General features: G+C 31.7%; 26 protein-coding genes. 16 read left to right on the top strand and 10 right to left on the bottom strand.

The genetic code is table 11. The features are described 5' to 3' along the window. Both ABNT61_RS13735 and ABNT61_RS13740 read left to right on the top strand, forming a co-directional pair. Nucleotides 1–264: a hypothetical protein gene (locus tag ABNT61_RS13735; protein ID WP_348710306.1), complete on the top strand. Its 264-nt coding sequence runs from the start codon at nt 1–3 to the stop codon at nt 262–264. Between the two features lie 101 nt (nt 265–365). After that, entirely contained in the window at nt 366–1,007 is a 642-nt protein-coding gene (locus ABNT61_RS13740) for an O-methyltransferase (RefSeq protein WP_348710304.1), read from the top strand. Nucleotides 1,008–1,025: 18 nt separating this feature from the next. Here ABNT61_RS13740 and ABNT61_RS13745 read toward each other — a convergent pair whose 3' ends face one another. Beyond that, on the bottom strand, nt 1,026–1,307 hold the full coding sequence (locus ABNT61_RS13745) for a twin-arginine translocase TatA/TatE family subunit (RefSeq protein WP_348710303.1): 282 nt from the start codon (nt 1,305–1,307) through the stop codon (nt 1,026–1,028). Nucleotides 1,308–1,372: 65 nt separating this feature from the next. Next, a complete protein-coding gene (locus ABNT61_RS13750; protein WP_348743638.1) occupies nt 1,373–3,664 on the bottom strand; it encodes a M28 family peptidase in 2,292 nt (763 codons plus the stop codon). 196 nt (nt 3,665–3,860) lie between these two features. Here ABNT61_RS13750 and ABNT61_RS13755 point away from each other — a divergent pair, with 196 nt between their 5' ends. Continuing rightward, nucleotides 3,861–4,328: a CBS domain-containing protein gene (locus ABNT61_RS13755; protein ID WP_348743639.1), complete on the top strand. Its 468-nt coding sequence runs from the start codon at nt 3,861–3,863 to the stop codon at nt 4,326–4,328. A gap of 3 nt (nt 4,329–4,331) precedes the next feature. On the opposite strand, the gene ABNT61_RS13760 is transcribed toward ABNT61_RS13755, so the two are convergent. Both ABNT61_RS13760 and ABNT61_RS13765 read right to left on the bottom strand, forming a co-directional pair. Beyond that, nucleotides 4,332–5,009, bottom strand: a complete 678-nt coding sequence (locus ABNT61_RS13760) for a GIDE domain-containing protein (RefSeq protein ID WP_348743640.1) — start codon at nt 5,007–5,009, stop codon at nt 4,332–4,334. A 42-nt stretch (nt 5,010–5,051) separates the two neighbouring features. Continuing rightward, the gene (locus ABNT61_RS13765) at nt 5,052–5,405 is read right to left on the bottom strand and encodes a hypothetical protein (protein ID WP_348710298.1); all 354 of its coding nucleotides are present in this window, start codon (nt 5,403–5,405) and stop codon (nt 5,052–5,054) included. A 161-nt stretch (nt 5,406–5,566) separates the two neighbouring features. On the opposite strand from ABNT61_RS13765, the gene ABNT61_RS13770 reads away from it, so the two are divergent. The 8 genes from ABNT61_RS13770 to ABNT61_RS13805 all read left to right on the top strand — a co-directional run bounded on the left by ABNT61_RS13770 (nt 5,567) and on the right by ABNT61_RS13805 (nt 13,485). Beyond that, on the top strand, nt 5,567–5,902 hold the full coding sequence (locus ABNT61_RS13770) for a single-stranded DNA-binding protein (protein WP_348710297.1): 336 nt from the start codon (nt 5,567–5,569) through the stop codon (nt 5,900–5,902). Nucleotides 5,903–6,184: 282 nt separating this feature from the next. Further along, the gene (locus ABNT61_RS13775) at nt 6,185–6,568 is read left to right on the top strand and encodes a hypothetical protein (RefSeq protein ID WP_348743641.1); all 384 of its coding nucleotides are present in this window, start codon (nt 6,185–6,187) and stop codon (nt 6,566–6,568) included. Nucleotides 6,569–6,597: 29 nt separating this feature from the next. Beyond that, nucleotides 6,598–7,146: a hypothetical protein gene (locus ABNT61_RS13780; protein WP_348723099.1), complete on the top strand. Its 549-nt coding sequence runs from the start codon at nt 6,598–6,600 to the stop codon at nt 7,144–7,146. Between the two features lie 254 nt (nt 7,147–7,400). Next, on the top strand, nt 7,401–9,914 hold the full coding sequence (gene nirB / locus ABNT61_RS13785) for a nitrite reductase large subunit NirB (RefSeq protein WP_348743642.1): 2,514 nt from the start codon (nt 7,401–7,403) through the stop codon (nt 9,912–9,914). A 23-nt stretch (nt 9,915–9,937) separates the two neighbouring features. Beyond that, on the top strand, nt 9,938–10,315 hold the full coding sequence (gene nirD, locus ABNT61_RS13790; RefSeq protein WP_348710293.1) for a nitrite reductase small subunit NirD: 378 nt from the start codon (nt 9,938–9,940) through the stop codon (nt 10,313–10,315). A 9-nt stretch (nt 10,316–10,324) separates the two neighbouring features. Beyond that, entirely contained in the window at nt 10,325–10,909 is a 585-nt protein-coding gene (locus tag ABNT61_RS13795; RefSeq protein ID WP_348743643.1) for a DUF4202 domain-containing protein, read from the top strand. 18 nt (nt 10,910–10,927) lie between these two features. After that, nucleotides 10,928–12,757: a type IV pili methyl-accepting chemotaxis transducer N-terminal domain-containing protein gene (locus ABNT61_RS13800; RefSeq protein WP_348743644.1), complete on the top strand. Its 1,830-nt coding sequence runs from the start codon at nt 10,928–10,930 to the stop codon at nt 12,755–12,757. A 53-nt stretch (nt 12,758–12,810) separates the two neighbouring features. After that, complete coding sequence (locus tag ABNT61_RS13805) at nt 12,811–13,485, top strand: response regulator transcription factor (RefSeq protein WP_348743645.1); 675 nt, start codon at nt 12,811–12,813, stop codon at nt 13,483–13,485. A gap of 79 nt (nt 13,486–13,564) precedes the next feature. Here the strand turns inward: ABNT61_RS13805 and ABNT61_RS13810 are convergent, their stop codons facing one another. The 6 genes from ABNT61_RS13810 to ABNT61_RS13835 form a co-directional block, all read right to left on the bottom strand. Further along, complete coding sequence (locus ABNT61_RS13810; RefSeq protein ID WP_348743646.1) at nt 13,565–14,848, bottom strand: alginate export family protein; 1,284 nt, start codon at nt 14,846–14,848, stop codon at nt 13,565–13,567. Between the two features lie 10 nt (nt 14,849–14,858). Beyond that, nucleotides 14,859–15,617, bottom strand: coding sequence for an ABC transporter ATP-binding protein (locus ABNT61_RS13815; RefSeq protein ID WP_348723439.1), 759 nt, complete (start codon nt 15,615–15,617; stop codon nt 14,859–14,861). 87 nt (nt 15,618–15,704) lie between these two features. Next, nucleotides 15,705–16,547: an ABC transporter ATP-binding protein gene (locus ABNT61_RS13820; protein WP_348710286.1), complete on the bottom strand. Its 843-nt coding sequence runs from the start codon at nt 16,545–16,547 to the stop codon at nt 15,705–15,707. 22 nt (nt 16,548–16,569) lie between these two features. Further along, nucleotides 16,570–17,676 (bottom strand): ABC transporter permease, encoded by a 1,107-nt coding sequence (locus ABNT61_RS13825; protein ID WP_348743647.1) that lies wholly within the window; start codon nt 17,674–17,676, stop codon nt 16,570–16,572. A 17-nt stretch (nt 17,677–17,693) separates the two neighbouring features. After that, nucleotides 17,694–19,091 (bottom strand): CmpA/NrtA family ABC transporter substrate-binding protein, encoded by a 1,398-nt coding sequence (locus ABNT61_RS13830; protein WP_348743648.1) that lies wholly within the window; start codon nt 19,089–19,091, stop codon nt 17,694–17,696. Between the two features lie 159 nt (nt 19,092–19,250). Further along, complete coding sequence (locus ABNT61_RS13835; RefSeq protein ID WP_412766919.1) at nt 19,251–19,976, bottom strand: Crp/Fnr family transcriptional regulator; 726 nt, start codon at nt 19,974–19,976, stop codon at nt 19,251–19,253. Nucleotides 19,977–20,181: 205 nt separating this feature from the next. Between ABNT61_RS13835 and glp the strand changes: the two genes are divergently transcribed. Genes glp through ABNT61_RS13860 form a run of 5 tightly spaced genes read left to right on the top strand, consistent with a single transcriptional unit; the run spans nt 20,182 to nt 23,242 of the window. After that, nucleotides 20,182–21,360: a gephyrin-like molybdotransferase Glp gene (glp, locus tag ABNT61_RS13840; protein ID WP_348743649.1), complete on the top strand. Its 1,179-nt coding sequence runs from the start codon at nt 20,182–20,184 to the stop codon at nt 21,358–21,360. Between the two features lies 1 nt (nt 21,361). After that, the gene (locus tag ABNT61_RS13845; protein WP_348740979.1) at nt 21,362–21,700 is read left to right on the top strand and encodes a molybdenum transporter; all 339 of its coding nucleotides are present in this window, start codon (nt 21,362–21,364) and stop codon (nt 21,698–21,700) included. Continuing rightward, on the top strand, nt 21,655–22,440 hold the full coding sequence (locus ABNT61_RS13850; protein ID WP_348743650.1) for a sulfite exporter TauE/SafE family protein: 786 nt from the start codon (nt 21,655–21,657) through the stop codon (nt 22,438–22,440). Before ABNT61_RS13845 ends, ABNT61_RS13850 begins: the two co-directional genes overlap by 46 nt. Beyond that, the gene (locus ABNT61_RS13855) at nt 22,441–23,025 is read left to right on the top strand and encodes a molybdenum cofactor guanylyltransferase (RefSeq protein ID WP_348743651.1); all 585 of its coding nucleotides are present in this window, start codon (nt 22,441–22,443) and stop codon (nt 23,023–23,025) included. Beyond that, nucleotides 23,009–23,242, top strand: a complete 234-nt coding sequence (locus tag ABNT61_RS13860) for a MoaD/ThiS family protein (protein ID WP_348710274.1) — start codon at nt 23,009–23,011, stop codon at nt 23,240–23,242. The genes ABNT61_RS13855 and ABNT61_RS13860 overlap by 17 nt, the downstream gene beginning before the upstream one ends. The last annotated feature ends 12 nt before the right edge of the window (nt 23,243–23,254 follow it).

The raw sequence follows: 23,254 nt of genomic DNA on the forward strand, positions 1-23,254 counted from the left end.
ATGTTTAAATTTTTAAAAATTACCTGTCAAGAAGCAAATGAGATTTGTAACAAATCTCAATACAATGAAGCGACTCTGTTAGAGAAGGTAAAGCTAAGTTTACACATAGCTTCTTGTAAGTTTTGTAAAGAGTATTCTAAACAGAATAGAAAGCTTACAAATATTTTTAAAGCAAGAGCTATTGATTGTAAGAGTCACGTTCACTGTATGGACGATGAAGACAAAGAATTATTAAAAGAAAAATTAAAAGAAATGTCATCATAGAATTTCTTTTGACGAATTAAAAGATCGTTTTTTGATTTTTTGTTAGATTGAAACGGAGTTTACTTAAATTTAGGTAAATTCCGTTTTTTAAATTTTAATACATGCACTTTTTACCAGAAGAACTTGATAATTACGTAGTAAAACATTCACAGCAAGAACCTACTTTATTAAAAGAATTAAGTAGAGAAACTTGGCAAAAAGTACTTAATCCTAGAATGTTAAGTGGAGCTTTTCAGGGTAGAGTTTTGAGTATGATATCTAAACTAATTGCTCCTAAAACCATTTTAGAAATAGGAACCTATACGGGCTATTCAGCTTTGTGTTTAGCAGAAGGTCTTCAACAAAATGGAAAATTATATACCATTGATAAAAATGAAGAATTAGAAGAATTACAAAGTAAGTATTTCGAAAAATCTACTTTTTCTAATCAAATTCAACAATATATCGGTAACGCAATAGATATTATTCCAACGATAGAAGATAAGTTCGATTTGGTTTTTATAGATGCAGATAAATCTAATTACTTGAATTACTTTAACCTTATTATTGATAAGATGAATACTGGAGGAGTAATTTTATCTGATAATGTGTTATGGAGCGGTAAAGTAGTGGAAAAACTAGATGAAAAAGATATCGATACTAAAGTATTACTAGAATATAATCAATTACTTAATGAAGATGAAAGGTTAGAAACAGTTCTGTTGCCAATTCGAGATGGACTTACAATTAGTAGGGTGAAATAAACCTAATATTTAAGTTTATTACATATTTCTTTTTATTGGACCTGTTAAATCATCAATATTGTCTTTAACCTGCTCAACCTCTTTGTTAATATCAGCAACAATATCTGTATCTATTCCCTGATTTTTGGCGCTATCATTAATTTCTCTTTTTATTTCATTGGTTGCATCTTTAACTTGACGCATACCTTTTCCTAATCCTCGAGCAATTTCAGGGATTTTACTTGGTCCGAATACTACCAAAACAATAATGAAAATGATGAAAATTTCCGGACCTCCTATGAATAAAAAAACTAATTCCATGGTTACAAAGATACATAATTTAGGGCACCTTGGTTTTTCTATCTCACAATAAAAAACAATTAAATTTAGTTAAAGGTAATTGTCTTCGTACTAATAATAGCATCATTAGTTACAAATGGCATTGGCATCATTTCATCACTTCTTGGTTGTAAGTTAAACTTAGCATGTGTTAGTAAATCATTTGATATTTCGTTCAAGGTTAAGTTTAACTTTTGATCCTTATTAAAACGTAATTTTAATTGAAGCATTTTATCTTGATATGCCATGGTGTAGGTAAATAATCGTTGCTCTTTAACGGACTTTAAAGAATCATAAACGACAGCTGTATTTACACTTAAAAAGGATACATCGATATTTTCATTATTAAAAACTTCATACTTGCTAATTTTTCTTTGTGGAATAATAGTTAACCACAATTCACGACTATTTCCAATAATTGTATCCAAATCAGTTTGAATTAGAGATGATTTAATATCTCTAAATTCAGTTTTCTTCATGAAATTGAATCGAGTATTGTATTTACTAGCAGTTTCCGCATTTTCTATACTTCCCTCAGCGAAGTTGTCATCAAATATTTGTTTTGTGTAATTGTCTAATGTTTTATTATATGTTCCCCAAGACGCTGTTTTTGTATCAACATTTTGAGTATAAACCAAACTATTTGGTTTTTTCTTGTCCATATTAAAACCACTTTGAATAGTAGCTAGTAAAAAGAAAACTATTGTTCCAAAACCAGCTAACTTTATCCATTGATTTTTCTTTTTGTATTGATGAAAAACAGGAATAAGTAATCCCATTACCAATGCGATGAATAACCCAGAGATTAATAAATTTTTTAACCCTAATCCTACAGGAAACATTTTTATTAATGGTGCAAATATGTATAGTGTTGGAATAGCAAGTAGCGTTATAATTACATTTTTTGGATTTTTATTTCTTAAAATTAAAAGTCCTAATGAAATTAACCCAATAAATAGCGGTAATAAGAAAAATGCCGCTCCTTTTAAATAGACAAAAATTAAGCTGTTAATCACGATCCAAATGAACAAAGGAAAAACTAATAAATCGGTTGATTTGATTTTAATAAATTGATTGTATAATTTGAAAACTATCCAAATATTTAGCAAACAGAAAGCGGTGATATAATAATACCCATTGTAAGTAAATCCATGCAACATATCTTGGTAAGCTGGATGAATTACCACAATCAATTTCCATAAAAATAAACTAATAACAGAACAAATTACTAAAGAAAGTATAAATGGAATTCCTCCTTTAAATACTCCCGTAAAGGTTAACTTCTTTTTTTGAATTCCAGCAGCTACAATTCCAAATAGTAAAATAATTGAAAGTATGAGTAACGGTAGTATCCATGAGAACGGAAAAGTTAGTAATCCTACAAACGGAAAATTAACGAAAACATCATCCGAATCACTATCTAATTTAGATAAGTCAATTTCAGAAAAGTGATTTAAATTACTTACGAAATAATCTTTTTGATGTGCAAGAGATGATCGATCTAATCTTCTGTATGAATCTTGAACTGTATGGTAATCAAAATGATCTCCTATAAAAGCAAAGTTGAAACCATTAATGTTTGCTCCTTCTCTAAATACAGTTAAATCCGTGTCGTTTGGAAGCATTTTATAAATACTATACATCAAAGAATTTGCCGCAGGATAATTCGGGTTGGCATTTAAAAATTCCTTTAACAGTAAACTATTTTTACCATTAGTTTCCATGAGCATATAACTTGGTCCACCACTACCACGAGCTTCAAAATTTAATACTAATCCTACATTTTTAGCATAAGGATGGAAATGAACAAAAGCTTCCGCACCTAGTAACCCTAACTCTTCGGCATCTGAAAAAAGAATAATTATATCATTTTTAGGAGTTTTGTTATTTGCTAAGAATGAACGAATTCCTTCTAGAATAGTTACAATTCCAGATCCAGCATCAGCTGCTCCTAAAGATGAATGTGGACTACTATCATAATGACTAGCTACTAATAAAGATTTTCCATTTCCGCTACCTTTAATCTTCGCAACAATATTTTCTATTGTAGATCCAGCTCGCCATTTTTTATTAAAAACTGTTTTAGTTTGTATTTCTGGATGTAAACCAAGTTTTTGTAATTCTTCAAACAAGTAGTTTTTTACATCGTTATGTGCACTTGTTCCAACATGGTGCGGATTAACCGACATGTTTTTAACATGGTTGAGTGCATTGGTAATAGAAAATTCTTTTTTGGTAGTGTTTGAGTTACTTGTATAACTGGGTTTCATATCATGAAATCCCCAATACATAGCAAGTAAAATAATAACTAATGTAAGCGTTTTGTTAGTGGTCTTCATTAAGTTTTATTTTTTATTGTAGTAAGACTAAGCTGCAATTTTTGGTAGAAAAAACGCTATATCTTAAGTTTAAAATAATTATGATTCGGTGTACTCTTATATATAGTTCTAAAAATATAAAAATTAAATAAGAACTTCATTTTATTTTGTAAATAACTATAAATCAGTATATTTAAATAAGCTAAACTTACGTACTATGGGAATCAAAAGCTTTCAAGGCAGGAGAACAATGACCAGTGTTAAACCCTCAGAACCTATTTTGGTTTCAGATTATATGACCAAAAATTTAATTACGTTTAAGGAAAATCAACCTATTGAAGATGTAATTGAAACTTTGATTAAAAATAGAATATCTGGAGGACCAGTTGTGAACAGTAACAATGAATTAATTGGTATAATTTCCGAAGGAGATTGTATGAAACAAATCTCAGAAAGTAGATATTATAATCTACCAATAGACCAAAACAATACAGTTCAAAAAGCGATGGTTAAAGAGGTTGAAACTATTGATGGTAACATGAATATTTTTGATGCGGCCAATAAGTTCTTAGAATCTAAACGACGCAGGTTTCCGATTGTTGAGAATGGAAAACTGGTCGGTCAAATTAGTCAGAAAGATATACTAAAAGCTGCGCTAAAAATGAAAGGTAATTCCTGGAAATAGGAATTACACTTTTGGATTCACTCTTTCTTTTGGTAAATCCGTTATTATAATTTTATGTTTGTTATCGCTTTCTAAAGATGCAATTTTAGAATAGGAATAACCTTCTATAGGTTCTTGAAGATTTTTCCACTTTGCAATTCCTGCAACGGTTACTTCTTCACCAATTTCTATTATTGCTTCTCGATAACGGATGTTTTTCTTGAAACCGAAGAATCCTTTACTTTTTACATTATATGCTCTTAATAACTGCTCAAATTCTGGTGTACTTTCTTTAAAGGTTCCAGATGAAACTTTTTCATCAATAACTAAATGAGCTTTATAATTAACAGGTTCTCTTGATGGGTTTACAATCACATACTCGCCGTTTTTTTTAACAAAGAAAGGTTGAAACCGTTCTTCTTTGACTAAAGTAGCCCAATGATGACTGTTACCGTTACTTCTTTTTTCCTCTATTTTTATTCTATAAAAAATACATTCTCTTTTACTAAAAGGTGCAATTAATGGCTCAGTAACGTGCAATGCTTTACCTGTAATCTTAGTCAATTGATTTGTACGAATTCCACTAATGCCTGAACTAGGTAGTTTCCTTAAAGTTCGGATAATTACCTGTTTTTCATTAAAATGATACAATCCATAAAAAATAAGAAGTACAACTGGTATTACGATAAAGAAGATTTCCATTGCGTTAGTTTTATTCTATTAGTCAATAAATTAAGGAAATAGTTACAATTCTTTTTTAATTAACAAAAACAAATCATTTTCTAAAGCTAAATAACCTTGATTATAAATATAGAAATATGTATTTCCGGTTTTGGTATTGTAAATAGAAGTAAATAGTTGAAAGTCGAAACCTTTATCATACAATTTAGTCCTTGAGACTTTAACTTTCCCAGTTGTGTTTAGTTCAGAAAGAATTTTATAATTTTTCTTTAATCTATTATTGATGTTCCTGATAAGATTTTTGGTTTCTTTATCAACTTTATTATTATATGTGTTTCTGCAATAATCAGAACAAAACTTTTGATCTGATCTTCCTTTCAATTCAGTAGAACATTCTAAACAATATCTTTTTTCCATAGGGAGTAAAGATATAAAATTATCCGAATGTAATCGACTACAAACATTTACAATCGAAAGTAATTGCTTTACAACCGACTCCAGCTTTGATTCTGTCGCATCTTTGCAGTGTCATTATTTAATGGCAAAGTCTTAACTGTTAAACGATAACATAAAATAACATGAACGCATTAAAAAACAGAGTACAGTTAATTGGGAACTTAGGTAATAAACCAGAACTAATTATTTTAGAGTCAGGAAAAAAACTGACAAAATTTTCAGTAGCTACGAATGAAACGTACAAAAACGCGAAAGGTGAAAAGGTAACCGAAACACAATGGCATAATATTATTGCTTGGAATAAAACAGCAGAAATTATAGAAAGCTATTTAGATAAAGGAAGTGAAGTTATGATAGAAGGAAAATTAACTTCGAGAAGCTACGAAAATGAAAACGGAGAAAAAAGATATATCACAGAAGTAGTATGTAACGAAATACTAATGTTAGGAAATAAGTAGAGGGGGAAATTGCTAGACTCCAGAAAAAGAAAAGAAAAAGAAGAAACACCTGATAATTTTATCGGGTGTTTCTTCTTTTTAGGATATTATTCCTGACTTAAGTACAGTAAAACCACTCTATTAATTTTGGTTAAAATCCTTTTTCTTTTATTCCAAAGGAATAGAAACAAATAGTAACTTTATACAGTTGTTGCAGTAAAAGAATTTAGATTCATTAATAGATTAAGTATTTCTACATTATCTTTATTCAATTAAATCATTGCGACTAAAAAAATCAACCAGATGAAAAGCAATAATGTTAATACCTTACTACAAATAGTAGCGATAATTATTTTGTTAATTATTGGTTACTTAGTTTTTAAATCGAGTTCAAATTGGAAAGTAATTGAAATCGAGTTAAATAATGCCAGACAAGAACTACAAACATCAAAAGCTAACGTAGTTAATGCAAAAACCGAACTAGAAAAATTTAGAAAAGAGTTCGAACAAATGAAAGCCCAAAAGGATTTCATTATTCATAAAAGAGATTCTTTAATCCTTGATTTTAAAAGAAAGAATGCTCGTGATTGGAATGAGTTACAAAGAATAAAAGATTCTATTAAAGCTGTTAACGATAAATTGGCTAAGGATAGAGTAATTCTAGATGGTCTTTTTGGAGTGAATTAAAAGATAAAACCAAATAATAAAATAAAAATATGAAAAAAGTATTCCTTACATGTTTCTTGTTTACCTTGATTTCTTCTTTTGGCCAAGTTGCAAGAGATTCTGTAAAAGTTATAGAAATACCGGCTTCCTATGCAAATTTTGTGGGAGAGCCTTTAACTGTTAAGAAAGATAGCTTATATACATTTAAGACACCAGATATTTATTTGGTAAATAAGAAATCATTTTTAGCAATGAAGAGTGTTTATCAAACTACAATAGATCAAGATAAAATGACGAAAGAGTTAGTGGAGAAATATACAACAACACTAAGAAGAAATGTTGATCTAGAACGAATGTTAAAAATCAATTTTCGTGAATCAGATAGTTTGGATCAAAAGCTTTACGAGCGTAATCAAATCACATTAGATCGAACTCAAAAGGCTTTAGATTACACCATTTCAAGTTTAGATAAGGCTACTAAAAGCCTTGATATTATTGAAAAAGAAAGTAAGCGTCAAAGAAGAAAAACAGTTTTCGAGAAAATTCTTATTGGTACTGCAGGAGTTGGAGTAGGAATTTTACTTGGATTAGCTTTTTAGGTTACTGCTCATATTCTAGTAAGAATTCAAAAAAAGACAATATATACCTGGTAAAATTCTGTTTTACTGGGTTTTTTAGTTTTTTGTAAAATGCATACTTCTCATTTTAACTTTAAAAAAATAGCAAAAAACGAATTTACCAAGTGCATAATTATTGATTAGCTAAAAAACATCTCAATTACGTAATTTTTTAATTCCAAAAAGACAAAATTACGTATAAATACTTAATTTTAGACTTCTATTAATTAAGTACTATGAAGCATATTATTGTAGTTGGAAACGGTATGGTGGGGTATAAATTTTGTGAAAAATTTATAGATAAGTCGGAAGCAAAGAATTTTAAAATTACTGTTTTTGGTGAAGAACCACGGCCAGCCTATGACAGAGTTCATCTAAGTGAATATTTTGAAAATCAAGATGCAACTGCATTAGAAATGGCTCCATTAGAATGGTATGCAAACAATGGTATTGAGTTAATCACGAATACTCGGGTTAATAGTATTGATAAACAAGCAAAAACTATCGAAACTATTCATGGTAATGAATATGCCTATGATTATTTAGTATTAGCAACAGGATCTTCTCCATTTGTTCCAAATATCGAAGGAATAGAAAAGGAAGGTGTTTTTGTATACAGAACAATTGAAGATTTAGAAGAAACTATTGAATATGCTAATATTATCAAATCAGGTAGAACTGAAAAAGTAAGAGCAGCAATATTAGGTGGTGGACTTCTAGGATTAGAGGCAGCGAAAGCTGTTATGGATATGGGATTCGAACCTCACGTAGTTGAGTTTGCGCCAAAATTAATGCCGAGACAATTAGATAAGAGGAGTAGTAATGTACTTCAGGAAAAAATAGAATCATTAGGTATTCAAGTACACTTATCTAAAGTTACTAGTAAAATACTAGGAGAATCAGCAATTACAGGAATGGAGTTCGGAGAGAATGATCAACTTGATGTTGAAATGTTAGTAGTTTCTGCAGGAATTAGACCTCGAGATGAACTGGCTAAAACTTGTGATTTAAAAGTGGGAACCCGCGGTGGAATATGGGTGAATAACAAAATGCAAACTTCTGATGAATCTATTTTCGCAATTGGAGAATGTGCGTTATTCAATAACATGATTTATGGTTTAGTTGCTCCGGGTTATGACATGGCAGAAATAGCTGTGAATCAAATCATAGGAAATACGGAAGAGGTTATGGTAGATGAAATTGACATGTCTACTAAACTTAAGCTAATTGGGGTTGACGTAGCAAGTTACGGAGAACCATTTATGCCGATCGATAAAGGATATTCTATCATTTTTGAAAATAAGACCAAAGGAGTTTACAAAAGAGTAAATGTTAGTTTAGATCGAAAAAAACTACTTGGAGGTATTTTAGTTGGTGACGTATCTGACTATAATATGTTACATCAAATTTATTTAAACGGATTACCAATTCCTGAAAATGCAGAAGAACTTATCGTCGCTAGTGGTGGAAAGAATGCTGCGTTTGGAAGTGTTTTAGATTTGCCAGATGAGGCTCAAGTATGTTCTTGTGAAAGCATATCTAAAGGGGCAATCTGTTCTTCTATTATAGATGGAGGTTGTAAAAGTTTAGGAGACGTGGTTGCCAAAACAAAAGTTACTACAGGTTGTGGAGGCTGTAAGCCTATGGTTGTTGATTTGGTAAATGAAACCTTAAAATCACTAGGAGAAGAAGTAAAAGAAGTGCTTTGTGAGCATTTTCATTATAGCAGACAAGAATTATATGATTTAGTGAAAGTGAATAAAATTGAAACATATGAAGAAGCACTCGAAAAATATGGTCATGGTCATGGATGTGAGGTGTGTAAACCTGCTTTAGCTTCTATTTTTGCTACGTTAACAATGGAGACGGCAAATAAGCAAGTAACCATTCAAGATACTAACGACAGATTCTTAGCTAACATTCAACGTAACGGAACTTATTCTGTTGTTCCTAGAGTTCCTGGAGGAGAAATCACTCCACAACAATTAATAACTATTGGTGAGATAGGAGCTAAATACGATTTATATACTAAAATTACTGGTGCACAACGTATAGATCTTTTTGGTGCTCAAATTCATGAGTTACCATTAATTTGGAAGGAATTAATTGCCGCTGGATTTGAAAGCGGTCATGCATATGGAAAATCGTTAAGAGCGGTTAAAAGTTGTGTTGGATCTACTTGGTGTAGATATGGAATGCACGAAAGTGTAACTTTCGCCATTGAAATTGAAAATCGTTATAGAGGTTTACGTGCTCCGCATAAATTAAAAGGAGGAGTTTCTGGCTGTATTAGAGAATGTGCCGAAGCTCGCGGTAAAGACTTTGGTCTAATTGCGGTAGAAGGAGGATGGAACTTATACGTTTGCGGAAATGGTGGAGCGAATCCAAAACATGCCATTTTATTAGCAGAACAATTGAGTGATGAAACCGCGATAAAATACTTGGATAGATTTTTAATGTATTACATAAGAACTGCGGGTCCATTAGTAAGAACGGCCCCTTGGTTAGATAAATTAGAAGGAGGTATTGAGTATTTAAAACAAGTAATTATTGATGATGTTTTAGGGATTGCAGAAACCTTAGAAGAAGAAATGCAAGCCTTAATCAATAAGTATGAATGTGAATGGAAACAAGCAGTTGAAAGTCCAGAAATGATGAAGCGTTTTAAACATTTTGTGAATACGGATGAAACAAACGAAGAATTAGTTTTTGTTCCAATGAGAGAGCAAAAAATGCCAAAACCTTGGTAGTAATAAAATTAAAAAAGTAGAACATGATAGATGCGATTGAGAAATATGCTTCAGTTGTAAATACAGAAGTTAACAGCTGGTTTAAAGCAGGAAGCGTAAGCGATTTTCCAGAGAATAGTGGAGCTTGTGTAAAGTATAAAGACAAGCAAATAGCGGTTTTTAATTTTAAATTGATGAACAAGTGGTATGCCTGTCAAAATTTATGTCCACATAAAATGGAAATGGTACTATCACTAGGTTTAATTGGAGATAAAAATGGAGTTCCAAAAGTTGCTTGTCCGTTACACAAAAAGAATTTTTCGTTAGAAGATGGATCAGGTTTAACAGATGAAAGTTTGAGAATTGCCGTATATCCAGTAAAAATTGAAGGAGGAAATGTGTATATTGGTTTTTCAGATTAATAACAATAGATGAAACCAACACGTTTTGAAACTGCGTTAGCATTAATAGATCAGAAAAACGCTGGAGATCCAAATTCATATACTGTAGAAGGAATAGAGTTTCCTAAAGAATTATTGTATTCTCATAGAATGACAAGAAGGTTATTGCAGTTCAATCCGAATGCTTCTAAAGCTTTACAGCTAGCAGCGAGAGCTCAACATATATGTAGGTGGGAAATCGCGAGAGATGAATATCCAATGGATAGAGTTGGGTATTTAAAATGGAGAGAGCAATTGAAGAAAATGCATGCATCTATTACATCTGAAATATTAGAAAAAGCTGGATTTGATGAAGATTACAGTAAAAGAGTTACGGCTTTAATTCTTAAAAAGCAATTGAAAAAGAATGAAGAATCTCAGCAGCTAGAGGATGTTATATGTTTAGTGTTTCTTGATTATTATTTCGAAGAATTCGCTGCAAAGCATACTGATGAAAAAGTAATCGACATCTTGAAGAAAACATTGAAAAAAATGTCTGAAAAAGGTAAAGAAGAGGCGTTAAAAGTTAAGTATTCAGAGAAAAGTTTGTCTCTAGTAAAACAAGCACTAGCATAAGAAATTTCCATTTTTTAGATGGTAAAAAAATCATATTCTTTAGATCAACGAACGTTTAATAATTTAAGTCGTTTGTATATTTTGGCATTAAGTACAATAGCTGTATCAGTTATTGTGAGTCAATTTTTAATACGCAAACATTTAAAAGATCAGCAAAGTGATTCCAGAGTTATTAATGTGGCTGGTCGTCAAAGAATGTTAAGTCAAAAATTAACAAAAGAAGTTTTTCTACTCACTTCAGAAAATGATAGCTTTAAATCATCAGCTTTAAAAAATCAGATTAAAAGCACCTTAAGTTTATGGAGATTATCTCATGAATCTTTACAAACAGGTAATGATTCTTTAGGCTTGCCAGGGAAGAACAGTGAGATAATTAAAGGAAAGTTTCAAGAAATCAATCCGATTTTCGATACTATAACTAATGCTGTAAAAAGTATTTTGAATAGTGATGACTCTGCGGTGTTTAATTTGAATTACTCGACAAGCTCTATTCAAACGATCAAAGAAAGAGAAAAAGAGTTCCTGACAAAAATGGACGATATTGTGAATCAATACGATACCGAGGCTAAGAAAAAAGTAAACTGGTTGAGAAGACTTGAACTTTTTTTAATGCTAGGAACGTTGTTGATTCTTCTGGCGGAATTCCTATTTATTTTTTGGCCCACGGCAAAATCAGTAAGAGCGACCTTGGCAAAGCTGTTATCGGCAGAAAAATTAGCAAAGAAAATGGCTTTTGATGCCGATGAATTAAGTATTGCAAGAGAAAAATCAGTTAAAGAATTAAAAGCGTTTAGTAGAGCGATGGATCAAACTTTATTATCTGCTAGAATACTTCCAAGCGGAGCTATTGTTCATATGGGAGCAAAGTTTTCTCGATTCTTTAAATATTCAAATTCTAGTGACGCTTTTTTATGGGATGTATTGTCAACTATTGAAAATGAGCGAACACAAATTCAGGAACTTATTTTAAAAAATAAGAAAACAGGTTGGCAAGGAGAGGTGAAAGCATCAACGGTAGAAGGTGAAGATTTATGGTTAGAAATGGCTATAATTCCATATAGTCCAACAAATGAAAAATCTGAGCTCTTAATTATTGCCTCAGATATAACAGAAAAGAAAATTGCTCAGGTAGAAATAGATCAGTTAAAACAAAAAAGTTTTGACGAGGAGATGAGTCAGCAACAAATCATTTCAAGAAAAATTATTGAAAATCAGGAAAAGGAACAAAGTAGAATCGCGAAAGATGTTCATGACGGAATCGGACAAATGCTTACAGGGTTAAAGTTTAATCTAGAGAGTATAAATCCGGATGATATTGAGAAAACGAAATTAAAAGTAAGTCAGTTAAAAGAGCAAACAAGTGATATTATAAAAGGAGTTAGAACAGCCACTTTTAACTTAATGCCTTCGGAATTATCTGATCATGGTTTGGTTCCGGCGCTCGCAAAACTTACCAAAGAACTTACACGATTAACAGGTAAGAATATTGTTTTTGTTAATAAGAGTAATTTCGATTTACGTCTAGATTCACTTACTGAAATTAATATCTATAGAATTACTCAAGAAGCGATTAATAATGCAATAAAATATGCAGAATCTTCACATATTTTATTGTCTGTTTCTCATAGTGAAACGATGTTGAGTATCGTTATAGATGATAATGGAAAAGGATTTAATACCAGTCAAAAGAAAAAAGGAGTAGGAGGAATGGGATTAACCTTTATGAAAGAACGAATTAAATATATAAACGGACGATTATTTTTAAGTTCGGAAAAAGGAAAAGGAACAAGAGTTACTTTAAACATACCAATTAACTGTCCCGAAGCTTCGGGAGGTTCAGGTTCTTAACATGAATAAAAGTTACTTGGTTTTACTTATTTTTGTTGAAATTAATACATTTTATGGTAGATATTAGTGTTGTGTTAGTTGATGATCATGTTCTGGTTAGAGACGGAATTAGAGCCCTATTAGAAGATCAGGAAAAGATTAAAGTTATAGATGAAGCATCTAATGGAATTGATGCACTTAAAATAGTTGAAAAACTTAATGAATCTGTTGTTTTAATCGTAGATATTCGAATGCCTGAAATGAATGGAATTGAGGTTGTTCAAGAAATAAATACAACATTTAAAGATAAAGATATTAAGACATTAGTATTGTCTATGCACGATTCTGAAGAATACGTTGTGAAATCAATTCAAGCAGGAGCAGATGGGTATTTGTTAAAAGGATCGAGCAAAGAAGAATTTATAAAAGCTCTTAGTAAAATAGCCTCAGGAGATAAATATTTTAGTGGAGATGTTTCTGGAGCTATAATGAACAATTTCGTAAAAGGAGGATCAACAACAATTTCTGAAAGTAAACAAGAGCCTTCAAAGAATCCATTTAAACTCACAAAAAGAGAAAGTCAGATTCTTACATTAATTTTAGAATTGAAGAATAACAAAGACATTGCCGAAGAACTGAAAATAAGTAAACGAACTGTTGAGGTACATCGTTTTAACTTAATGAAAAAGTTGAATGTGAAAAATGTTATGGAGTTAAATAACAAGGCTAAAGAATACAACTTAATCTAAGAAAAAAAGGCAGTTTTCCTAGAAAACTACCTTTTCGAAACAAGTGAAAATAAAGTATATAATCTGCTTTACTTTTAATTTATTTAGTTCCGTTTAAGAATTTTGGTTTGATAACTAACATAGCCCAAGCCCAGTTTTGGTTATCTGCAGCTAAATTCTCAGCTACACCTTTTAATTCATACATTCCGTCTGAAGCAAACATATGAGAGTATCCTGCTACAATTGTAAATCCTTTAAATCCACGTTTGTAAACTAAGTCTACTTCAGTTCCTAATTGCTTTTCTCCGCTTCCTAATTCTTGTTCTCCGCTGAAGTTTAATACTTTAACCATTAAACTAGCTTTTTCATCTAATTTAAAGTTTGCACTCGCATGAATATCAAATAATCCAACAGTATTTGCATGATTTCCTACATAGAAATAATCCATGAATCCATTAAACTTATGGTTTGTTCCGTACAAAGGGAAAAACGCAGAAGTAGCTGTAGCATCAGCTTCACTATCACCACTAATAATTTCTGCTCCTAAACCAACAGTTACTTTATCTGATACTTTATATTTAGCTTCTAAACCAGCTAAATAACCACTTTCTACATCTTGATAATTGGCACCATAAATTGCTCTACCTGTTTGTAAAAATCCGTTTGCTTCAAGAGCTAAAGCGCCGGTTTTATATTTTAAATGTGTTCCAAAAGTTTGTAAATACACCGTTTCATTTAAATTAAGGCTATGGTTTTCAAATCCGTTATTCATGAATAATAAGCTTCCCGAGAATTTATCCCAACCTTTATGCAAGTGTAACATTTGCATAACTTTATAAGTGAAGAATCCAGAAGTATTGAAATTATTACCCACATTAACAAAACCACCTGCATTTTCATGATCTTGATTAAATGCTAATGCTAAATCAGCTGAAAAAGAGTCTTTCTTATATTTTAATAAAGCTGCATCATGATTTCTACCTTGCTGTGCCCAATCTAATCCACCTAGAATTCTTTGGTCATCATAAGATAAAACTTGTCTACCTAATTTAGTTGAAAATCCTCCTCCTAAACCAATTTCTGCCCAAGCTTGGAATACCGCGAAAGAATTGTTTTGATCGTTTGGTAAGATTTGACGATTTTCTCCCCAAACAAATACATCTTGTAAGCTTAAAAAGAATTTATATGATTCGGTTTTGTAACCAGCGTTTAATCGAATACGAGTTGCTACGCTTAATCCAGGTTCTGCACTTTCTGGGATAATACTTCCAAAACCATGTCTAAATTCTGTTCGAGGTCTAAATTCACCGCTTAAAGAAAATTGCGCTTCGGCAATATTCATAGTCATTACAAATAGTCCGAATAAAAGAAGTTTGTTTTTCATACTAAGGTTTTTAATGTTCTAAAAAATCTATTAAGTGTTTTCTGTATTTATAATAATCGTCATGTTCAAGAACTGTCTTTCTTGTTCTTGGTCTTTCAAAATCGATTTCTAAAATATCTCCAATTTTAGCTTTTGGCCCACTAGTCATCATTACCACTCTATCCGCTAGAAAAATTGCTTCATCAACATCATGAGTAATCATTACTGCTGTAATTTTTTCTTTGTTCCAGATTTCAATTAGAATATCTTGAAGCTCACCTCTGGTTAAGGAATCTAGCATTCCAAAAGGTTCATCTAACAATAAAACTTTCGGTTTAATGGCAAATGCTCTTGCAATACCAACTCTCTGTTGCATTCCTTGTGATAATTCGCTAGCTTTTTTATGAAAAGCATCTTCCAGTCCTACTTTTTGTAGGTAATACTTTGCAATATCATTTCGCTGCTTTTTTGTAGCATGAGGAAATACTTGATTAACGCCCAATAAAACATTTTGTAAAGAAGTCATCCATGGCATTAAGCTAGGAGCTTGGAAAATTACACCTCTATCTGGTCCTGGTCCTTTAATAGGATTTCCTAGAACAGATATACTTCCTCCTGTAATTTCGTTTAAACCAGCTATCATAGAAAGCATAGTTGTTTTTCCACAACCAGAATGACCGATTATGGTAACAAACTCTTCTTTCATTATTTGAAGGTTCAGATCTTCAAGGACGATGTAGTCTCCTTTAGGAGTTGGATATACCTTTTTAAGGTTTTTTAAATCCAACATTAACTCTTTAGTCTCTATTTCGGGGGTGTTTTGAGTTATTATATGTGTGTCTGCTTCTAATATACTCATTTTTAATCTTTTTTGAAATTATACTCTTACAAAACTCTTAGGAGTTAAATCTGGTAAAACATAATTGTTTTGTTGTTCAGATTTTCTCTCTTCACCTATATCCATTAGATATTCAATTATTGCATTACGAGTTTTCTTGTAACTTGCATTATCATTTAAATCTGTTTTATCTCGAGGTCTTTCAATATCTATTTTGAATTCTGGGCCTAAAGTTGCATTGGGTCCTGGACGCAAAGGAATAATACGATCAGCCATGTAAATTCCTTCATCAACATCATTCGTAATAAGTAATGCAGTTCTTTTATCCTTTCCCCAAATATTTAAAATTTGATCTTGGAGATTTCCTCTCGTTAAAGCATCTAAAGCTCCTAAAGGTTCATCCATAATAATCATATCTGGTTTCATTGCTAGCGCACGAGCCACCGCAACACGTTGGCGCATACCACCGGATAATTCTTTTGGTAATTTATTTATCGCTGGAGTTAATCCAACCATTTCTATATAGTGAGCAGCTTTTCTTTTCCAAACTGCTTTTTCTCTTTTTGGAAATGCTTCTTTCACAGCCATTAATACATTTTGACCTACAGTTAGCCATGGCAACAATGAGTAATTTTGGAAAATTACACCTCTATCATGACTAGTTCCTTTAACAGGTTCTCCTTTGAACAAAACTTCACCGCTTGTAGGCTCAAGTAGGCCATTGATTAAATTTACTAGCGTTGTTTTACCACTACCTGTAAATCCTACGATGGCTACAAATTCTCCTTCTTCAATTGATAAATTGATATCTGAAAGAACTTCTGTTTTATGTTTACCTTCTCCGTAAGTTTTATTGATGTTTTTTAATTCTAAATACGCCATTTTCTCCTGCTTTTTTTAACTATTAAATTCCGTCACTTTTGTTGAAAGAAACCATGTTTTGTATGGTTAGCATGAATCGATCTAATAAGAATCCAATAATTCCAATAACGAACATGGCAACTATAATTTTTGAGTTAGAATCGTTAGCTCCATTTTGGAATTCTTCCCATACAAATAAGCCTAATCCTGGACTTTGTGCTAATAATTCAATTGCAATTAGTACCATCCAAGCGACTGATAATGTAATTCGTAGACCCGTAAAAATTAATGGTAATGACGATGGAAGTATTACTTTGAATACTTTTTGTAATGGTCCAAGTTTTAAAACTTTAGCTACATTAATAAAGTCTTTGTCAACTGTAGAAACACCTACCGCAGTATTTACTAAAGTTGCCCACATGGCACATAATCCAACGCTTATAAAAGAAATAATGAATGAATTGTCTGTGCTCGTTCCGATGAGTAAGGTTTTTACAATCATAAAAACTAATAAGTACCAAACTACTGGAGAAACTGGTTTGAAAATTTGAATGAACCAATTAAAAGCACTTCTTAATTTCTCACTTAAACCTATCACAATTCCAATAGGTACAGCGATAAATAAGGCCAATAAAAATCCAGCAAATACAGTTTTTAAACTTGTAAGAACAATGTCTACGAAAGATGGTCTACCTGTATATACAATAGGATCCTTTCCTAGAGCTACTCTTGTAGCATTTAAAGAAGCTGTTTTACTTGCAAAGTCAGCTTTATCTTTTGTAATTACATAATGATCTTGAATTAAAGTTTGAAGCGAAGACCAAACTTGACTTGGAGATGGTAATGTATTGGTTTGGCAATCTGTACCACCTGAAGCAAAACAAGCCTTAAGTTGATCCGCAGCCAATTGCCCTTGATCTGCTAATGTTTTTTCTATTCTAAAATTGATTTCTCTTTGACGTAATGCCTCTGCACCGATGTACCATACTCCAATGAAACTTATAATTGAAATAAGAGGTATGATTGCTTTTTGAAAAATTGTTACAAGGTCAAGTCTTGGGAGTTTGATTTTGAATTTAGAAATAGCATTCTTAATTCCTTCAGCCCATTTTGCTTCTGCAGATTTATTTACTGTTACACTTTGTTTCATGATTGTAGGTTTTAATTTTATTCGTCCTTATTACCTATTTTGAAGCTATTGATATACGCGATTGGATCTTTAGCATCGTATTTTTTTCCATCTATAAAGTCGTTTGTAGATGGTTTGTATCCGTCAGTTTCTGGAATATCAGCTGCAGGAATATGCCCTTCTTCAACTAAAAGAGTAGCTGCTTTTTTCCAGATATCTGGTCTGTAAATTTTCTTGATCGTTTCTGAATACCATTCAGTAGATTTTTTCTCTGGAATTTGTCCCCAACGACGCATTTGAGTTAAGAACCAAATACCGTCAGAATAGAAAGGATACGTAGCATTGTATTTATAGAATACATTGAAATCTGGCATCTCTCTTTTATTTCCTTTTTCGAATTCAAAAGTTCCTGTCATAGAATTTGCTAATACCGATTCTGGTGCTCCTACATATTGTGGTTTAGATAAAATTTGAACAGCTTCTTTTCTGTTTCCTGGTTCATCTAACCATTTACCTGCTCTAATTAAAGCTTTAGTTACTGCAACCGCTGTATTCGGATTTTCATCAATGAACTTTTTAGTCATTACAAATACCTTTTCTGGGTTGTTTTTCCAGATATCGTAGTTTGTAGTTACAGGAACTCCAATTCCTTTAAAAACAGCTTGTTGGTTCCAAGGTTCTCCTACACAGTATCCGTAAATTGTACCTGATTCTAAGGTTGCTGGCATTTGTGGCGGTGGAGTTACTGATAATAATACTTCAGCATCAATTTGCCCTTGTACATTATCTGCAGTATACATTCCCGGGTGAATTCCAGCTGCAGCTAACCAATAACGAATCTCGTAGTTATGAGTAGATACAGGAAATACCATTCCCATTTTAAAAGCTTTACCAGATTTTTTGTAATCTTCAATAACAGGCTTTAGAGCATCTGCTTTAATCGGATGAATTGGCTTTCCATCTTCTCCTGCTGGAATATTTGGTTTCATTTTAGACCAAACGTCGTTTGATACTGTAATTCCATTTCCATTAAGGTCCATAGAAAATGCAGTAACTAATTCAGCTTGTCTACCAAATCCAGCTCCAGCCGCAATAGGTTGTCCTGCTAGCATATGTGAGCCATCTAATTGTCCATCAATTACTCTATCTAAAACATTCTTCCAGTTCGATTGAGCTTCAACAGAAACAAATAAACCTTCATCTTCAAAGAATCCTTTTTCCTTGGCGATAGCCAAAGGAGCCATATCTGTTAATTTTATAAAACCAAATGTTAATTGAGGTTTTTCAATATCTAAAGTCTTTGTTTTAGAGACTTCTTTTTTCTCTTCAACTTTTGCTTCTGCTTCTTTCTTTTCTTTTCCTCCACATGAGATAAGAAAAACAGTAGCACATAATATCAAAATAGATTTGTCTAGTAAAGATTTTATTTTTTTCATTTTAAAGCTTTTATACGTATTAGTACTTAGTTTTGACAAATATATAAGTAGTGTATAAGTATGAGCATGCTATAAAACAGGGAAGAACATCTTTTTACGACATAAAAAAAACTGCGAAAAAGCAGTTTTTGAAGTAATGATAAAATATGATGTGTTTTTTTAACTATCTAGAAAGAAATTATGCTGACTTATTTCAGCTTTCAAAGCATCAACATCAAAAATACTTATATGTCTAGCTCGTGTGTTTATAAGCCCTTCCTTTTTTAGGCTAGAAAATGTTCTAATAACTTGTTCTTCTGTTGTTCCTGCATAATCTGCATATTCTTTTCGAGAAAGAGTTAAGTTCAAGAATCCATCTGTGGTTCCAAATTTTCTATTGATATATAATAAGGTATCAATTACACGTTCACGAACTGTCATCTGAGAAATAGTCTTTACTTTATTTTCACTTCTGTTCAATTCATTGGCATAAAATAGCATCATGTCATAAGACAGTTTAGCGTTATTCAACAAAGCTTCTTGTAGATGTTCTTTTGAGAAAGAACATAATAACGTATCCTCTAAGGCAATTGCTCCAATAGGATAATATTCTTCGGTTCCAAATCCTCTATGACCAATAATTTCCCCTTCTTTAGCGAAACGAACAATTTGTTCTCTTCCGTTTATTCCGGTTCTAAAAACTTTAGCTTTCCCTTCCATAATAATGAAAAGGCCATTTACAAGTGCACCTTCCATAATAAATTGTTGTCCCTTTTTACATTTTAAAATCTTTTTGTTTTCAATCAATTTTAGATGATTTCCTTTAATCAGATTGCTGTTGATAATACAATTAATATTATTACAATCTAAGCAAGAACTATTATGGTTTTTTACGTTTTTATGCAAAAGAATGACTTTTTAGAAAGTTAAAAAGTACGTAATTATACTTATTAAATAAACTTTTCCCTACACTTTTCAGGAATCAATAATATATCATAGTTGAATTTTTAATATGTCATTTTAGAACTATGATTTTTAACATATTATCATGAAGTTAAATTAGTTTGGTTTTTATTAAACCGTTATATTTATCAGGATATAACGTAATACTATGATTTCTATTGATGAAGCTATTTCGATAGTGAAAAATAACAGTAAAACTTTACAGGAGTTTAAAACAATAAAAGTGGAAAAAGCTTTTGGTTATCTGTTAGCAGAAGATATTGTCTCACCAATTGATATGCCTCCATTCAGACAATCTGCAATGGATGGATATGCAATTTCCAGTGGAACGTTTTCTACTTATACAATTATTGGAGAAGTAAAGGCTGGTGATTCAATTAATCCTGAATTAAAGCCAGGTGAAGCTGTAAGGATTTTCACTGGAGCTGCTGTTCCCGATACTGCTGATGTTATTTTGATTCAAGAAAAGGTTACGGTTAAGGATAATGAATTGTACACGGAAGAAGAATTTAAGATAGCACAAAACATTCGTCCGAAAGGAGAGCAAGTTCAAAAGGGAGAAGTGGCTTTACAAAAAGGAGCTAAAATTGTTCCTGCAACAGTTGGTTATTTATACTCTTTAGGAATAGATGAAGTTTCAGTTATTAAGAAACCTAGCGTTGCGATTGTTAGTACAGGAAATGAGTTGATAGAAGCTGGAGAAGAGCTAAAACATGGGCAGATTTATGAGAGTAATTCTGCAATGTTAACTAGTGCTTTGTACAGTTTGAAGTTTTATGAGACCAAAGTGTATAAAATCGAAGACAATTACGAGGCGACTTTAAGTACTTTGCGAACTGTTTTAGAAAACCATGCTTTGGTTTTAATTACAGGAGGTATTTCTGTTGGAGAATATGATTTTGTTGGTAGAGCTTTAAAAGAACTCGAGGTTAATGAGTTGTTTTATAAAGTAAAACAAAAACCGGGTAAGCCTTTGTTTTATGGTAAAAAAGATGAAACTCAAATTTTTGCGCTTCCTGGAAATCCGGCTGCATCATTGAGTTGTTTCTATATATACGCATATATAGTTCTTCAAAAAATGATGGGTAAAACTACTCTCGAACTACCAAGAGTCGAATCAAATGCATTGAATTCATTTATTAAAAAAGGAGATCGCCCTCAGTTTTTAAAAGCCATTTATAATGATGGAAAAGTGGAATTATTAGAAGGTCAAAATTCTTCGATGTTGCAAACTTTTGCTGTGAGTAATGCCTTGGTTTTTGTTCCAGGAGAAGTTTCAGAGATTTCAATAAATGATAAGGTAGAAACAATTTTATTACCTGTGTAATATGAGTTATAAGATTAAAAGTAGAATTTGGATAGAATCCAACCAAAATGTTTTTCTAGGTGAAGGACGAATTGAATTGTTAAAAGCAATTCAGAAAACAGGATCTTTATCTAAAGCTGCTAAATCCTTAAACTTATCTTACAAAAAAGCATGGCATCTTTTAGATGCAGTAAATAAATCAGCTAAAAAACCAGTAACTGTAAATGCAATTGGTGGTGCTAATGGAGGAGGTACACAGTTAACAGATTATGGTAAATCTTTAATTGTTGTTTTTGAAGATATAAATAAGAGTTGTTGGGAGTTTTTAGACAATCAATTAAAAAAGATAGAAGGAGTTTAATGTTATCCGTTGATTACATATATGTTTTTTTATTAGTACTTCCAGTAATAGCTTTCTTGTATTCAAGTGTTGGACATGGCGGAGCAAGTGGTTATCTGGCATTGATGGCATTGTTTTCATTTCCTCCTGAAACCATGAAGCCAACAGCATTACTGCTGAATTTATTCGTAGCAGGAATTTCGTTTTACTATTATTTTAAAGAAGGTTTTTTTAATAAAAAACTCTTTTTATCCTGTGCGGTTTCTTCAATTCCTTTAGCCTTTTTAGGTGGAACACTAGAAATAAATGCCTCATTATATAAGAAGATTTTGGCCGTTTTATTAGTCTTTGCAATTCTTAAAATGTTGAATGTTTTTGGAAAAGAAAAAGATCAAATTAAGGAGTTGAAAATTTGGCAAGGAGTAATTATTGGTGGTGTGATAGGTTTCTTTTCGGGTTTAATAGGAATAGGTGGAGGAATTATATTAACTCCAATTATTTTGTTGATGAATTGGGGTAGAATGAAAGAAGCTGCTGCAGTATCTGCTTTATTTATTTGGGTAAATTCTGCGTCTGGATTATTAGGTCAATTAAGTAGTGGAGTAATATTGGGAAAAGAATCATTCTTGTTGGTTTTTATAGCATTAATTGGAGGAGCGTTAGGTGGATATTATGGAAGTAGAAAGCTAAACAATACAATGTTAAGATATGTGTTGGCTTTTGTATTGTTTATTGCTTGTTTAAAATTAGTTTTAACCTAAATGATAGCTCAAAAAAACATAACAGGAATTATTCTAGCGGGAGGTAAAAGTTCTCGAATGGGAAGCGACAAAGGATTAATGCATTATGAAGGTAAGTCTTTTGTTGAATATAGTATTGAGGCGCTAAAACCAATAGTTTCAAAAATTATTATTGTTTCGAATAATAATGAGTATGATCAATTTGGTTATTCAAGAATAGAAGATACGGTTGAAGAGTTTGGTCCTGTAGCTGGAATTTATAGTGGATTAGAAAGTTCTCTTACAACGTACAATTTAATTTTAAGTTGTGATATTCCGCTTATAAGAACAGAGATTTTGGAAAGTTTAGTGCAGAATGCTAAACTAGAAGAAGAAGTTGTTCTTTTGAAAAGTCAAGGAAGATTAATGCCGCTCATAGCATTATATAATAAAGATTGTCGTAAAAAGTTTAAAAGAGCAATTGAACAGAAAGAACATAAGTTGATGAATGTGCTGTCAGAATGTTCGATTAAAATTATTGAACTTCAAGATGAAGTTTCGATGTATACAACAAACGTAAATACAAAGCATCAGTTAAAAGAGATAGAAAATGGAAGTTACTGTTAAATATTTTGGGCAAATAGCTGAGATAACACAAAAAAAGGAAGAAACTTTTTTGTATTCGGAAGGTTTGATTTCTGAATTTGTTGAGGAAGTTTATGAGAAATATCCAGGTTTGAGATCAGTAAATTTTAAAATAGCCCAAGCACAACAATTGATTTCAACTGAGGAAAAAATAACTGGTGAAGAATTAGCCTTGTTGCCACCATTTGCCGGAGGTTAAGATTAACATGTA

Source organism: Tenacibaculum sp. 190524A05c (assembly GCF_964036595.1).
GTDB classification, from domain to species: domain Bacteria; phylum Bacteroidota; class Bacteroidia; order Flavobacteriales; family Flavobacteriaceae; genus Polaribacter; species Polaribacter platacis.

Coding starts and splice junctions, on each gene's coding strand:
- ABNT61_RS13810 (WP_348743646.1), bottom strand. CDS start 14,848: ATGAAAAACAAACTTCTTTTATTCGGACTATTTGTAATGACTATGAAT.
- nirB (WP_348743642.1), top strand. CDS start 7,401: ATGAAGCATATTATTGTAGTTGGAAACGGTATGGTGGGGTATAAATTT.
- ABNT61_RS13765 (WP_348710298.1), bottom strand. CDS start 5,405: ATGGAAAAAAGATATTGTTTAGAATGTTCTACTGAATTGAAAGGAAGA.
- ABNT61_RS13770 (WP_348710297.1), top strand. CDS start 5,567: ATGAACGCATTAAAAAACAGAGTACAGTTAATTGGGAACTTAGGTAAT.
- ABNT61_RS13815 (WP_348723439.1), bottom strand. CDS start 15,617: ATGTTGGATTTAAAAAACCTTAAAAAGGTATATCCAACTCCTAAAGGA.
- ABNT61_RS13795 (WP_348743643.1), top strand. CDS start 10,325: ATGAAACCAACACGTTTTGAAACTGCGTTAGCATTAATAGATCAGAAA.
- ABNT61_RS13830 (WP_348743648.1), bottom strand. CDS start 19,091: ATGAAAAAAATAAAATCTTTACTAGACAAATCTATTTTGATATTATGT.
- ABNT61_RS13755 (WP_348743639.1), top strand. CDS start 3,861: ATGGGAATCAAAAGCTTTCAAGGCAGGAGAACAATGACCAGTGTTAAA.
- ABNT61_RS13760 (WP_348743640.1), bottom strand. CDS start 5,009: ATGGAAATCTTCTTTATCGTAATACCAGTTGTACTTCTTATTTTTTAT.
- nirD (WP_348710293.1), top strand. CDS start 9,938: ATGATAGATGCGATTGAGAAATATGCTTCAGTTGTAAATACAGAAGTT.
- ABNT61_RS13780 (WP_348723099.1), top strand. CDS start 6,598: ATGAAAAAAGTATTCCTTACATGTTTCTTGTTTACCTTGATTTCTTCT.
- ABNT61_RS13825 (WP_348743647.1), bottom strand. CDS start 17,676: ATGAAACAAAGTGTAACAGTAAATAAATCTGCAGAAGCAAAATGGGCT.
- ABNT61_RS13855 (WP_348743651.1), top strand. CDS start 22,441: ATGATAGCTCAAAAAAACATAACAGGAATTATTCTAGCGGGAGGTAAA.
- ABNT61_RS13800 (WP_348743644.1), top strand. CDS start 10,928: ATGGTAAAAAAATCATATTCTTTAGATCAACGAACGTTTAATAATTTA.
- ABNT61_RS13735 (WP_348710306.1), top strand. CDS start 1: ATGTTTAAATTTTTAAAAATTACCTGTCAAGAAGCAAATGAGATTTGT.
- ABNT61_RS13750 (WP_348743638.1), bottom strand. CDS start 3,664: ATGAAGACCACTAACAAAACGCTTACATTAGTTATTATTTTACTTGCT.
- ABNT61_RS13860 (WP_348710274.1), top strand. CDS start 23,009: ATGGAAGTTACTGTTAAATATTTTGGGCAAATAGCTGAGATAACACAA.
- ABNT61_RS13745 (WP_348710303.1), bottom strand. CDS start 1,307: ATGGAATTAGTTTTTTTATTCATAGGAGGTCCGGAAATTTTCATCATT.
- glp (WP_348743649.1), top strand. CDS start 20,182: ATGATTTCTATTGATGAAGCTATTTCGATAGTGAAAAATAACAGTAAA.
- ABNT61_RS13805 (WP_348743645.1), top strand. CDS start 12,811: ATGGTAGATATTAGTGTTGTGTTAGTTGATGATCATGTTCTGGTTAGA.
- ABNT61_RS13820 (WP_348710286.1), bottom strand. CDS start 16,547: ATGGCGTATTTAGAATTAAAAAACATCAATAAAACTTACGGAGAAGGT.
- ABNT61_RS13775 (WP_348743641.1), top strand. CDS start 6,185: ATGAAAAGCAATAATGTTAATACCTTACTACAAATAGTAGCGATAATT.
- ABNT61_RS13740 (WP_348710304.1), top strand. CDS start 366: ATGCACTTTTTACCAGAAGAACTTGATAATTACGTAGTAAAACATTCA.
- ABNT61_RS13845 (WP_348740979.1), top strand. CDS start 21,362: ATGAGTTATAAGATTAAAAGTAGAATTTGGATAGAATCCAACCAAAAT.